Annotated in this window: 12 protein-coding genes; 4 read left to right on the top strand and 8 right to left on the bottom strand. The window is 40.3% G+C overall.

What is annotated here, in order from left to right:
* Nucleotides 1-68: 68 nt before the first annotated feature.
* The 8 genes from atpA to G7B18_RS08380 form a co-directional block, all read right to left on the bottom strand.
* Nucleotides 69-1,643: a F0F1 ATP synthase subunit alpha gene (atpA, locus tag G7B18_RS08415; protein ID WP_164108627.1), complete on the bottom strand. Its 1,575-nt coding sequence runs from the start codon at nucleotides 1,641-1,643 to the stop codon at nucleotides 69-71.
* A 58-nt stretch (nucleotides 1,644-1,701) separates the two neighbouring features.
* A complete protein-coding gene (gene atpH / locus G7B18_RS08410) occupies nucleotides 1,702-2,247 on the bottom strand; it encodes an ATP synthase F1 subunit delta (RefSeq protein ID WP_164108628.1) in 546 nt (181 codons plus the stop codon).
* Between the two features lie 50 nt (nucleotides 2,248-2,297).
* Nucleotides 2,298-2,798, bottom strand: a complete 501-nt coding sequence (locus G7B18_RS08405; protein ID WP_164108629.1) for a F0F1 ATP synthase subunit B — start codon at nucleotides 2,796-2,798, stop codon at nucleotides 2,298-2,300.
* A gap of 100 nt (nucleotides 2,799-2,898) precedes the next feature.
* Nucleotides 2,899-3,087, bottom strand: a complete 189-nt coding sequence (gene atpE / locus G7B18_RS08400; RefSeq protein ID WP_079645055.1) for an ATP synthase F0 subunit C — start codon at nucleotides 3,085-3,087, stop codon at nucleotides 2,899-2,901.
* 36 nt (nucleotides 3,088-3,123) lie between these two features.
* A complete protein-coding gene (gene atpB, locus G7B18_RS08395; RefSeq protein WP_164108630.1) occupies nucleotides 3,124-4,200 on the bottom strand; it encodes a F0F1 ATP synthase subunit A in 1,077 nt (358 codons plus the stop codon).
* A gap of 86 nt (nucleotides 4,201-4,286) precedes the next feature.
* The gene (locus G7B18_RS08390) at nucleotides 4,287-4,694 is read right to left on the bottom strand and encodes a hypothetical protein (RefSeq protein WP_164108631.1); all 408 of its coding nucleotides are present in this window, start codon (nucleotides 4,692-4,694) and stop codon (nucleotides 4,287-4,289) included.
* Nucleotides 4,695-4,738: 44 nt separating this feature from the next.
* Nucleotides 4,739-4,966 (bottom strand): AtpZ/AtpI family protein, encoded by a 228-nt coding sequence (locus G7B18_RS08385; protein ID WP_164108632.1) that lies wholly within the window; start codon nucleotides 4,964-4,966, stop codon nucleotides 4,739-4,741.
* A 68-nt stretch (nucleotides 4,967-5,034) separates the two neighbouring features.
* Complete coding sequence (locus tag G7B18_RS08380) at nucleotides 5,035-7,272, bottom strand: helix-turn-helix domain-containing protein (RefSeq protein ID WP_164108633.1); 2,238 nt, start codon at nucleotides 7,270-7,272, stop codon at nucleotides 5,035-5,037.
* A 102-nt stretch (nucleotides 7,273-7,374) separates the two neighbouring features.
* On the opposite strand from G7B18_RS08380, the gene G7B18_RS08375 reads away from it, so the two are divergent.
* From G7B18_RS08375 to G7B18_RS08360, 4 genes are all read left to right on the top strand, one after another.
* A complete protein-coding gene (locus G7B18_RS08375) occupies nucleotides 7,375-7,875 on the top strand; it encodes a phosphoheptose isomerase (RefSeq protein ID WP_164108634.1) in 501 nt (166 codons plus the stop codon).
* A gap of 61 nt (nucleotides 7,876-7,936) precedes the next feature.
* Nucleotides 7,937-8,728, top strand: a complete 792-nt coding sequence (locus tag G7B18_RS08370; RefSeq protein WP_164122352.1) for a DUF3575 domain-containing protein — start codon at nucleotides 7,937-7,939, stop codon at nucleotides 8,726-8,728.
* Between the two features lie 78 nt (nucleotides 8,729-8,806).
* A complete protein-coding gene (locus G7B18_RS08365; protein ID WP_164108636.1) occupies nucleotides 8,807-10,660 on the top strand; it encodes a DNA topoisomerase IV subunit B in 1,854 nt (617 codons plus the stop codon).
* Between the two features lie 260 nt (nucleotides 10,661-10,920).
* Nucleotides 10,921-12,696 (top strand): hypothetical protein, encoded by a 1,776-nt coding sequence (locus G7B18_RS08360; RefSeq protein ID WP_164122351.1) that lies wholly within the window; start codon nucleotides 10,921-10,923, stop codon nucleotides 12,694-12,696.
* Nucleotides 12,697-12,724 lie beyond the last annotated feature (28 nt).

Below are 12,724 nucleotides of genomic sequence, written 5' to 3'. Positions count from 1 at the left end.
GGAAGTATTTAGTAATTAGTATTTAGACTTAGAGATCTAAGTACTAAACACTAAATACCTTTTACTTATTAATATTTTGAAGCTAATTCTTTAGCTACTGTTTCTAACACATCTGTCAACTCGTCGGAGAATTTACCAGCTTTTAATGCAGCTAAAACTTCTGGATGACGTTGTTCCAATTGTGTCAAGTATTCTTCTTCAAATTGTCTTACTTTATCCACAGGAACATTGCGCAACAATCCCTTTGTACCTGCATAGATAATAGCTACTTGCTTTTCAACAGATACCGGAGAGAACTGACCTTGTTTCAAAATCTGAACGTTACGGATACCTTTATCCAATACAGCTTTAGTAGCAGCATCAAGATCCGAACCGAATTTTGCAAAAGCTTCCAATTCACGGTACTGCGCTTGGTCTAACTTCAAGGTCCCGGCAACTTTCTTCATCGACTTGATCTGTGCGTTACCACCCACACGTGATACGGAGATACCTACGTTGATTGCTGGACGGATACCCGCGTTGAATAAATTGGATTCTAAGAAAATCTGACCATCTGTAATCGAAATTACGTTGGTAGGGATATACGCAGATACGTCACCTGCTTGTGTCTCGATGATAGGAAGAGCAGTCAATGAACCACCACCTTTTACCAAATGCTTGATTGACTCCGGTAAATCATTCATCTCGCGAGCGATATCGTCGGAAGAATTGATTTTTGCCGCACGCTCCAATAAACGAGAGTGAAGGTAAAATACGTCTCCAGGATAAGCCTCACGACCAGGAGGGCGTTTTAACAATAGAGACACCTCACGGTAAGCTACCGCTTGTTTTGACAAGTCATCGTATACGATCAATGCCGGACGACCTGTATCACGGAAAAACTCTCCGATCGCAGCTCCTGCCATTGGTGCGTAGAATTGAAGTGGTGCAGGCTCTGCAGCAGAAGCAGCAACAACAACAGTATAAGCCATAGCACCTTTTTCTTCCAATACACGTACGATGTTCGCTACTGTAGAGTTCTTCTGTCCAACAGCAACATATATACAGAATACAGGCTGACCTGCATCATAAAATTCTTTTTGGTTGATGATCGTATCGATACAAACCGCAGTCTTACCAGTCTGACGGTCACCGATTACCAACTCACGCTGACCACGACCTACCGGAATCATCGCATCGATAGCTTTGATACCTGTTTGTAATGGCTCAGTAACAGGTTGACGGAAAAGTACCCCTGGTGCCTTACGCTCGATAGGCATTTCGTAAGTTTCGCCTTGGATTGGTCCTTTACCATCAATAGGTTGTCCCAATGTGTTTACTACACGCCCCAACATACCTTCACCTACTTTAATAGATGCGATACGGTTAGTACGTTTGATTGTATCTCCTTCTTTAATTTCGTCTGATGGGCCTAAAAGTACAACACCTACGTTGTCTTCTTCTAAGTTCATTACAATACCTTGTAATCCATTAGCAAACTCAACTAACTCTCCGGATTGAACTTTTGTTAAGCCGTAAACACGAGCAATACCGTCACCAACTTGTAGTACGGTACCTACTTCTTCCAATTCGGCTTCTGACTTAAAGCCCGACAATTGCTCTCTTAGAATTGCCGAAACTTCATCTGGTCTTACCTCTATCATTTTAACTTCGTATAAGGGGTTTTAGAATCTATTACATTTATCGATTTCGTACAAGTGCTTAAACACCTTGTGTTACGAAATGTCTTTCTAGTTTATTTAATTTGCCTGCGATTGTTGCATCAACCTGTCTGTCGCCTACTTTAACCACAAATCCACCGATTAACGTAGGATCTACTTTATTGATTAAAATAACTTCAGCATTGATCTGTTGACCAATAGCAGTCTTTAACGCTTGAATATTTTCTGCTGACAATGCCGCTGCAGAAAGGACCTCGGCCTTAACAATACCATTCAGCTCATTATATTCACGGATGAATTCTAAAGCTGTAGCATAAATCAATTCGCCACGTCCTTTGCGGATCATAATGCCAAAGAAAGCCATTATTTCAGGTCTCGCTTTGTCTTTAAAAAGAGCAGATAAAATATTCTCCTTTTTGTCTGTTTTAATAATCGGATTACTTAAAACAGCCTGTAATTCGGAGCTCGACTTAATTATCGCTACAATCTGCTCTATATCGGCCTTTACAGCCTCTACATGGCCTTGCTCTTTTGCCAAATCTAATAAAGACTTAGCGTATCTAGAAGCAACTTTGAATACTGACATGTTAAAAAAGTTAAAAATTAAAAATTAAAAATTAAATAGTGAGCTGATCACTAGTTCAATTTAACATCTTTCAACAAGTCAGAAACTAACGCCTCTTGCTTGCCTTGATCTTCAAACTCTTTAGTTAAAACCTTACGTGCGATATCTAAAGATAAAGAAGAAACTTGGTTCTTAACTTCTGCTAAAGCTTTCAACTTTTGATCTTCAATTTCACGCTTAGCGTTTTCTATCAACTTAGCACCTTCTGTTTGCGCAGCCTCTTTCGCATCAGCAACAATCTTATCTTTCAATAATTTTGCTTCCTTAAGAATTGCGTCACGCTCTACACGGGCTTCTTTTAACAACTGCTCATTTTCATTCGTCAAACGCGCCATTTCTAATTTAGCTTTCTCTGCAGATGCTAAAGCATCAGAAATACCTTGTTCACGTTCGTCTAATGCATTAATGATTGGTTTCCAAGCAAATTTACCCAATAAAACCACTACGATCACTAATACGATTAGCAACCAGAAAAATAAACCGAAGGAAAAATCGTGAATTAATGCTTCCATTATATATGTTTAATATTTTTTAATGTTTGTTTTTTGTTAAGTAACATCATTTGCAACCAACCGTTGCAAATGATGTCCTGTACTTGTGTCAAAAATGGGCTTATTTACCTAAGATTAGGGCAGCAAGTGCCAAACCTTCAACTAATGCACCAATGATGATCATCGCAGTTTGAATTTTAGAAGCAGCTTCTGGTTGACGAGCGATAGCTTCCATAGCTGAACCACCGATTTTACCTAAGCCTAAACCTCCACCGATTACGATTAATCCTGCTCCAATTAAGTTGTACATAATAATTATTTTATAAAATTTAACAAAAAATTCTGATTAATGATGCTCTGGGTGCTCCTCTACCGCCATACCTATAAATAGCGAAGACAACATTGTAAAAATGAAGGCCTGTAGGAAAGAAACCAATAGCTTTAAAACAAAGATGATCAACGTCAATAACATGGAAATACCAATACTACCACCTAACGTCAGTTGACTCTGAAACAAGTAAATTACAGCAATGAAACCCATGATCACAAAGTGACCCGCAGTCATATTTGCAAACAAGCGAAGCATTAACGAGAATGGTTTCGTAAAGATCCCCAACAACTCGATCGGTGCTAACAAAATCTTGAAAGGAACAGGAACACCTGGCATCCAAAAAATATGCTTCCAATATGCTTTATTTGCTTTAATATTGGTAATTAAGAACGTAACAATAGCCAAACCAAATGTTACAGTAATGTTTCCTGTCACATTGAAGCCAATTGGGGTAAGGCCCATCAGATTTAACAAGAAGATCAAAAAGAATACAGACAACAAATAAGGCATAAACTCTTTGTAACGGTGTCCAATATTAGGACGAGCCATTTCATCGCGCACATAAATAATCAATGGCTCTAAGATACGTCCAATACCAGTCGGGATAGCGTTAACGCTCTTTTTATATGTTGTCGCCAAGCTCAAGAATGCCCAAAACAATAAGATTGTAGCAATAATTAAACCTGCCACATTCTTCGTGATCGAGAAATCCCATGGCTTTGCATTGGTCGGGTGACCTTTTTCATCATAAGTTATAGTACCTGCCACATCAGTTTTGTAAATTTTGCCGTGGTATAACTTATAAAACTGTCCATCCTTCTCAACAATAGCTTCACCATGATGAAACTCAGCAGAAGAGAATACTTTCAAACCATTATCAATCAAAATAACCGGCAACGCAAAACCATAATGTTTGCCTGAGGCTTTGTGACTGAACAAGGAAAAGTAATAATCATCTTTGACGTGATGTTGTGAATAAGCCGTTATTTCCTCCGGCGTAGAAATTTCCGAAGCCTGAGCTCGAACTGTGAACGGATTAACTGTAAAGAAGATTACTGTAAAAAGCAAAATTGCTCTCTTAAGACTCACCATTTTAGACTACTATATGAATAATGAAAAATTTTGGGCAAAAATACAACTTTATTTGGCATAAAATACCAAATGACTAAAACTTTTTGTTATTTTTTTTCAACAGTTCTATCCTCTTGATTCAAAGCCTGAAAGGCAATGAAAACATCGAAAAACAAAAACAGAAAAAACACAACTAAAAAGTTATACTCTATAAAATCATTCTCAAAGACGCCCAGCCCTTTTCGAATATAAATATACCCTGCAATAACTTTGATCGTCATGATCCCTAAAAAGACAAAACCCAAATTTTTGGGCATAGCCCAATTGGTAAGCATAATTAAGACTAATGCGAACAAAGAACCTACAGCCCCAACAGCATACATGCCCAATAAGCTATACCCCGATTGCGACCAAAGCGTACTCAATTCCATACCATCCAAAACCAGATAATGTGCAAAATAAGCAGTTACTGAAAGCAGCACCAACATCAAAATATTCTTAATATAGTTATTCATCTTTTGTTTGTATCTAAAGGAAGCCATGAGCTCACTTCGTTCGGTTATTCATCTTTACTAATTCTCTTGGCTTGCCGGATGAACTGCACCAGCGAAGCTAACACTCCAAACATGGTCCACCCTTTTGTCCACCACCCTCCTTCAACTCCAAATCGTTCATCAACCCAATCTCCAAGCAAATAACACAAGTAAATTGTTGCCCCCATCTGAAAGGGCATGGACGTAAAAACAATCCACTTACTTACTTTCTTAGGAGACTTTTCTTCTTTCAAATGATTAAAGATTGATCTGCAAACTTAGATAAAAAGCTTGGTATTCGTGCTATATCTGCCTAAATAATTCAATTCCCAGCACCAACTTCCTGATTGGTATCGGAGGTCTCTAAAACCTTCTGTCCAATCTTAATCTCCGGGTATCCGTACGCATCACCAAGAATCATTTTAATTTCTGAAGAAGACTTACCTTCATTGGTCTTTAGCACCATCAAGATATGATCCAATTTCTCTTTCGAGATAAGATCTTCGGCATCGATTTCTGCACCTACATAATGAATCAGATGACCATAAATAGTCCCCTCTACCATCCCTCGCTTGACAGCAATCTGGGCTATATCAAATCCGTCAAGATACATTTCCAGGGTGACTTGTTTGGTATCGAGCTCCTTACCATCCCCTTCATCGGCGATGGCTACCGTGTCATCCTTCACAATATTCCCCACCAAAGCCAAATCTTCAATCCCCTCCTCTTTGGTCAAAGCTGTAGCGATGGTCAGACAATGCTTCAACACTTCATATTTTCTTTTAAAATCCAAAAGTAGGGCCTTCAACTCCTGAATATATTTTTTGGTACGTTTGCGCACTTGCCATTCCTCAATATGCTGGAAGGTGGCATCGATCAATTCAGACTCCATACGTGGTAAAAACCACTGGACAGCAGACGATGTACGGTCACATATTTTTTGATAATCAACATCTTCCGGATTGGCCAGCATACCATACAACTGCGTAACGAATTTATGAGCCACCCCTTCTTGTTGCTTAACAGCGGTCATCACTCCCAACATAAAAGCTTCCACCCCAGGCTTGTTATCAATATTACGATTGGCTAACGAATCACTCAATTCCTGAACAGCCTCCGTGAGTGTAGTCCATCGAAAACTCTGGAGTAAAATCTGTCCTAAAAAAACGCGTTGACACTGTACCAAAACCTTATCCATTTCTCCTTCATCAAGCAGTTGCTTCATAAAATCAACTACCTGATAATCTGTCCGTATCGCATGTGCTGCTATTTTTGACCGCAACACCAGCCCTTCTAGACCAGTCAGCCTACTGAGTGCAACATAGACCTGTCCAGAAGCAAACGAAGTACCGGCGTCGATAATCGCCTTTTCAAACGTAAGCCCCTGACTTTTATGGATCGTAATCGCCCAAGCCAGACGTAATGGATATTGCGAAAAAGTACCCAAAACCTCCTCTTCTATTTTGTCCTCCCCTTTATTGTACTTATATTTTATATTCTCCCAGGTTTCTCGCTTTACCACCACATCTTCCCCTCCGTCTTTGAACCCCACCACGATTTGATGTTTATCCAACAACAGTTCCTTAACAAAGCCGATCTTTCCGTTAAAATATTTCCGATCTTCACCCACGTCATTTTTGATAAACATGACCTGTGCCCCTTCCTTCAGCGCTAAGGTCTCCTCTGTCGGAAAAGCGCCTTGCTGAAAATCATCTTTGACAATAGCTTTAATGTTATGCATTCTTCCCGCAAGCTTCACCAGTTCTTCTTGATTTATCTGCTCCGCGATACGGTTATGCGAAGTCAAGGTAATATACTGGTCATCTTGTGCCGGCACGAACGCATCGTGATAATGACTGTTCAACAAATCCAGATCGGCAGCCGTACACTGGTTATTCCGAATATTGTTGAGCACCGATATAAACCCTGTATCCTGTTGACGATATATCTGCTGCAGCTCCAACTTAACCAAGGCACTATTTCGCAACACCTTAGCATCAAAAAAGAACATACTGGAATAATGACCACGCAACACTTGCCATTCGGCATCTTTAACCACGGGAGGTAACTGATAGAGGTCACCTATAAACAGTACCTGAACTCCCCCAAAAGGCCGCATATCCCGACGTACAGATTTCAAAATAACATCTATTGCATCCAAGGTATCAGCCCGCACCATAGAAACCTCGTCAATAACCAACAATTCTAGCTCCTGTAAGATAGCCCGACGTTGTTTAGTTAATTTAATCGTACTGAAAAGACGGCTTTTATTATAAATATTATGGTCCTGCTCGTCCCATTTTAAAGCATAATCCTCAATAAAAACACCAAAGGGTAACCAAAACAAAGCATGGAGCGTAGTACCTCCTGCATTCATTGCCGCTACCCCTGTAGGGGCTGTAATCGCCATTTTCTTATAGCAATTGTCGCGTATGTAGCGAAGAAATGTGGTTTTCCCTGTCCCGGCTTTTCCAGTAAGAAATAGATTTTGGTTTGTCTGATTGACAAATGCTACCGCTTTCTTAAAGATCTTATTTTCGTTATCGTATTGTTGCTTCATGATATACTGCAAAAGTAAGCGTTTTGAAGTTCTCAAAAAAACAATTAACTTTATGTACTTTCGACTAGAAGTATTAACTTAACCTTTAGAAATATAAAAAACATGACGTATATAGATAAAGCGGAACTATTCAACCAGATTGAAACTAAAATTACCGATGCTGGTTTTACGATCGAAAACATTGACCAAAACAGGCCTTGGGGAGGATTTTTCGTAATCAACGAAGATCAAGCTCAACAATTTGCGAACCAATATTTCGATGGTCTAGACATTAAAGACCTGAAGATATCTGGCAAGTTAAGCCCCAAAATCCTAGTTGTAGCACCTTCAAAGAGACTATCTTGGCAATATCATCACCGCAGAGCCGAAATCTGGAGAGTCATTAGAGGAGAAGTCGGCGTAGTAACAAGTCCGGATGATAGCGAACATGAACTAAAAATATTAAAAGAAGGCGAATTCATCCGCTTGGCACAAGGCGAGCGCCACCGTTTGGTAGGCTTAGGCGAATATGGTGTGATAGCAGAAATATGGCAACACACTGATTCAGAAAGTCCTTCCGACGAAGATGATATCGTACGCGTTCAAGACGACTTTGGAAGATAATTAAGTCCTTATTCCATCGCAGTGAAACCATATATCTTATTACAACCTTAAAACACGTCTTATGTTTCCCTACAGATACTTAAAGTTCTGTTTTTTAGGTTTATTAATTTCTATGGTTTCACCTACCTTGGCGCAGAAGTATTGTAAATGGGGAGACAAGGGAACTGATCATCTTTTAAAAACCAATTTATTAAACCTTCCCTTAAAGACGTTTAATCTTGAATACGAACGTTCATTCAGGCCCAACATCAGTATCGGCGTAGATGTATCTTTCACCCCCAAACGGGATCTACCTTTAAAAGGTTCTATAATAGACAAAATTACCAATGAAAACGCTAAGAAAAGCGTCGAAGAAACGCGTTTTAATCAGTTTTCAATAATTCCCCAAGCTCGGTTTTATTTTGGAGATCGAGACGTATTCACCCGTTTTTACACCTCTCCTTATATCAAATATTCTCGCTACCAAACCAGTAGCACTTTATTCTACAACTCCAACGTCGTAAATACAGCAACCTCAACGCTTATTCCTATTGAAGTCCCAATTTCGGGAAATATTAACACATTAAGCGCTGGTATAGCAGTGGGACTACAATTCCAGATCCTTAAATCACTTTACCTAGACTGGAAAATCATCGGCACCCATTATGGTTTCCTTTTTGGCAAAGGATCTGTAACATCAACCGAAGCGCTACCGAAGGACTTACAAGAAGAGATCCGAAAGTCACTTCAAAAATTGGATGACTTGCCTTTTTATTCCTTTCCCCATACCGTTTCGGAAAATAGTGTCGAGCTAAAACCTAAAGGCGCAAACATCGGAATCACGTCTGCAATTTCCATTGGTTACCGATTTTAGCGGCTATTTTTTGCTTGCGGCATTCGTGAATCCAAAGCATTTTATCTAAGTTTGTACATACTTCATATTTTACGGTACATGACTACATATAACGAAGATAGTATACGATCCCTCGACTGGAAAGAACATATCAGATTACGGCCTGGTATGTACATCGGTAAGTTGGGAGATGGTTCTGCCTATGACGACGGCATTTATGTTTTATTGAAAGAAGTGGTAGACAATTCCATCGATGAGTTTGTGATGGGAGCAGGAAAAACCATCGATATCACAGTCAATGAGAATAAGGTATCGGTACGGGATTATGGCCGCGGGATCCCTATCGGATCTGTGGTGGATGTCGTTTCAAAAATAAATACAGGAGGTAAGTACGACAGTAAAGCATTCCAAAAGTCCGTTGGTCTGAATGGAGTCGGTACGAAAGCCGTCAACGCTCTTTCGGCAAACTTCACGGTTCAATCCTACCGACAAGGTGTCACCCGCATTGCGCAATTTGCAAAAGGTGAACTCATGGAAGACGAACAAAAAGAAACTACACAGCGAAATGGTACTGCGGTAACTTTCTACCCCGACGAAAGTATATTCAAACATTATAAGTACCGAGTAGAATTTGTTGAAAACATGATCTGGAATTATGTTTTCCTCAACTCGGGACTTACCATTAACTTCAACGGGCAGAAATTCATTTCAGAGAATGGACTAAAAGATCTTCTTGAACGTAACGTGGACACCGAAAGCATGCGCTATCCGATTATTCACCTCAAAGGAGAAGATATCGAGATCGCAATGACCCACGGTCAACAGTATGGCGAAGAATACTACTCATTTGTCAACGGACAGCATACCACACAAGGAGGAACGCACCAAGCGGCATTTCGTGAAGCTTTGGTAAAGACAGTTCGTGAATTCTACAAAAAAGAGTTTGACGCTTCAGACATCCGGGCCTCTATCATTGGAGCTATCGCGATCAAAGTACAGGAACCTGTCTTTGAGTCACAGACCAAAACAAAACTAGGCTCGCAAAGTATAGGTCCTGAGGGTCCTACAGTACGGACTTTTATCAATGACTTCGTTAAGAAAGCATTAGACGATTACCTACACAAAGATTCAACCACGGCAGATGCCTTATTAAAGCGGATTATGCAATCAGAGCGTGAACGCAAAGATATCGCCGGAATCAAAAAACTAGCCAACGAACGGGCAAAAAAAGCTTCTGTACACAACAGAAAACTTCGCGACTGCAAATTACACTTCGGCGACAAAAGTGAGAGAAACCTAGAAACTACGCTATTCATCACCGAGGGAGACTCAGCTTCCGGTTCTATCACCAAATCACGTGACGTACAGACACAGGCCGTATTCAGTCTCAAAGGAAAACCATTAAATAGTTATGGATTGACCAAAAAGATCGTTTACGAAAATGAAGAGTTCAATCTACTGCAACACGCTTTAAATATTGAAGACGGTTTAGACGGTCTCCGTTATAACAATATTGTGATAGCGACAGATGCCGATGTCGACGGTATGCACATACGCTTGTTATTGATGACTTTCTTCCTTCAATTTTTTCCAGACTTGGTTAAAGCGGGCCACGTTTCTATTTTACAAACACCCTTATTCAGGGTCCGTAATAAAAAAGAAACTATCTATTGCTACTCGGATGAGGAGCGTCAACGTGCCATTGCTAAATTAGGTAATAAACCTGAAATCACGCGATTCAAAGGTCTTGGTGAAATATCTCCCTCCGAATTTGGTTTATTCATTGGAGAAGACATGCGTTTGGAACCTGTAATACTTTCAAAAGACAATAGACTACAACAGCTATTAGAGTATTATATGGGCAAAAACACACCGGATAGACAACGCCATATTGTAGACAATCTCCGTGTTGAAATTGATCTTGAAGCTGAGCTCGCACAAAAAGCAGGCTAAAAACATATACTTACCTGCAGAAATCACATTTTCTGCAGGTATATTTCCCATTTTCAGCGCTACCCTACTCTTCCTCTTTACCCGACAACGAATAGACGCTATCTCCTTGGCATAGAACCTTCCGATCGATTCGATGAACAGTTTACTTCTCGTAAAAATAAGTCAAAGTCGCTAAAAGTGATAAATTACACCTTTTTTAATGGTGTGCAACATTTTTTATTCCACCAATTTTATGGCTCTTTGCATATCAAAAGATCGCAATGGAACACACTTTTCATATCCCTGTACTTGGTCTAGCTTTTTCTATAGATAGTCCGCTTAAAGTCGCTCAATTCGGTATAGCTTCTGTCATGTCTATCGTAGACGACGAGCTCGTCGAGCGTATGCGAGAATACTACGCAAAAAAACATTTTCTACCCTACATCCCTATTGGCCCCAAAGCTACAGACAGTCGTTCACTACGAATAACAGCCTATCTTGACCTCGTACAGGAGATCGTGAAAAAACAGATACAGCAACTTCGCACTGCAGATCTGGATCACAGTACAGATCTGCAAAAGTATTTCGAGCTCCTCCCAGAGACCTCAAGTGTCAAAAAGATATATAGTGACTACCTCCAAGAGATAGAACCCAACAAGAAAGCTCACCTTAAAGCGACTTTAATGATGAACGTACAACCGGGAGATATTAATGTCAATATTATGTCCAAGGTTGATAAAATCAATATAGACGCGGCAGGAAATGTTCTAGATCATCTATATTCCGATGCGAGTGCTGCATTACGCGGATTTGCCATGAGCAATCTTCAGGGCGGTCTGGTCCTTTCTGCGGGTATGAACCCCAGACTATACAGTTATCTAGGCGAATTACCGCAATTCATTCCAAACAAAAAAGGAGAGTTTCAGAAACGAGTCATTCTAAAAGTATCGGATTATCGGTCTGCTCTTATACAAGCTAAATTTCTAGCAAAAAAGGGCGTATGGGTTTCGGAATTCCGCGTCGAATCTGGACTTAACTGCGGAGGTCATGCTTTTGCCACCGAAGGGCTTCTGTTAGGCCCTATACTTGAGGAATTCAAAACAAACGGCCCGGCGTTACAGCTCGAACTAAGCAGTATCTACGCCGATAGCTTAAAGGCAAAAGGTCATGTACTCGATAACTATCCTCAGATACGTATCACGGCGCAAGGGGGAATAGGAACAGCTGCCGAACAAAGCTTTTTATTGAGTCATTATGGATTAGCCGCTACGGGCTGGGGATCTCCATTCCTTTTAGTTCCCGAAGCGACAACAGTAGACGATCAGACTTTACAGGCACTAGCCTCTGCCCAGAAAGAAGATTTTTATACCAGCGGGGCATCACCATTAGGAGTACCGTTTAACAATTTCAAAAAAAGCTCAGCTGAATTAAACAGACTACAACGCATACAGAAAGGACGTCCAGGCGCTCCCTGCACCAAGAAATACCTGATCTCAAATGCAGAATATTCAGATGAACCGATCTGTACCGCATCACGCATCTACCAATATACCAAATTAAAAGAACTGGAAATCTTTGAAGGAGAAACCTCCGATTACCAAAAAAAACTAGAAGAAATCACCGAAAAAACATGCCTTTGTGAAGGGCTAGCCACTTCAGCCTACCTAAAATATGATATATTACAAAAAAAAGAAGATGATGCCGTAGCTATCTGCCCGGGTCCAAACACCGCTTACTTCAACAGTATCTACAGCCTACAGGATATGGTGGATCATATCTACGGGCGTAAGAATCTGTTGGCCAGTTCGGATAGGCCATCTTTATTCATCAACGAGTTGAATCTCTACATCGAATACCTCGAGCAATACCTGCGGGATAACGAGTTGCGCATGGATGATAAAAAAGAAAAGTTTGCTGCTCGATTTAAGAAAGAACTAAACTCGGGTATTGCCTATTATAACAAAATAGCAGAGCAGCTTTTCCCAACAGACCTGGCCCAACGAAACACCTTCACCCAACAATTGGTCGATGGACAAATAAAACTAACGGCATTGTAAAAAAGAAAGAGGCAGTTTTTAATTGCCT

The organism is Sphingobacterium sp. xlx-130, assembly GCF_011007405.1.
Lineage (GTDB): Bacteria > Bacteroidota > Bacteroidia > Sphingobacteriales > Sphingobacteriaceae > Sphingobacterium > Sphingobacterium luzhongxinii.
This window is presented reverse-complemented; position numbering and strand designations above follow the sequence as displayed.

Bases quoted from the DNA above. Each gene is read 5' to 3' on its own strand.
- atpA (WP_164108627.1), bottom strand. From the start codon at position 1,643: ATGATAGAGGTAAGACCAGATGAAGTTTCGGCAATTCTAAGAGAGCAA.
- atpH (WP_164108628.1), bottom strand. From the start codon at position 2,247: ATGTCAGTATTCAAAGTTGCTTCTAGATACGCTAAGTCTTTATTAGAT.
- G7B18_RS08405 (WP_164108629.1), bottom strand. From the start codon at position 2,798: ATGGAAGCATTAATTCACGATTTTTCCTTCGGTTTATTTTTCTGGTTG.
- atpE (WP_079645055.1), bottom strand. From the start codon at position 3,087: ATGTACAACTTAATTGGAGCAGGATTAATCGTAATCGGTGGAGGTTTA.
- atpB (WP_164108630.1), bottom strand. From the start codon at position 4,200: ATGGTGAGTCTTAAGAGAGCAATTTTGCTTTTTACAGTAATCTTCTTT.
- G7B18_RS08390 (WP_164108631.1), bottom strand. From the start codon at position 4,694: ATGAATAACTATATTAAGAATATTTTGATGTTGGTGCTGCTTTCAGTA.
- G7B18_RS08380 (WP_164108633.1), bottom strand. From the start codon at position 7,272: ATGAAGCAACAATACGATAACGAAAATAAGATCTTTAAGAAAGCGGTA.
- G7B18_RS08375 (WP_164108634.1), top strand. From the start codon at position 7,375: ATGACGTATATAGATAAAGCGGAACTATTCAACCAGATTGAAACTAAA.
- G7B18_RS08370 (WP_164122352.1), top strand. From the start codon at position 7,937: ATGTTTCCCTACAGATACTTAAAGTTCTGTTTTTTAGGTTTATTAATT.
- G7B18_RS08365 (WP_164108636.1), top strand. From the start codon at position 8,807: ATGACTACATATAACGAAGATAGTATACGATCCCTCGACTGGAAAGAA.
- G7B18_RS08360 (WP_164122351.1), top strand. From the start codon at position 10,921: ATGGAACACACTTTTCATATCCCTGTACTTGGTCTAGCTTTTTCTATA.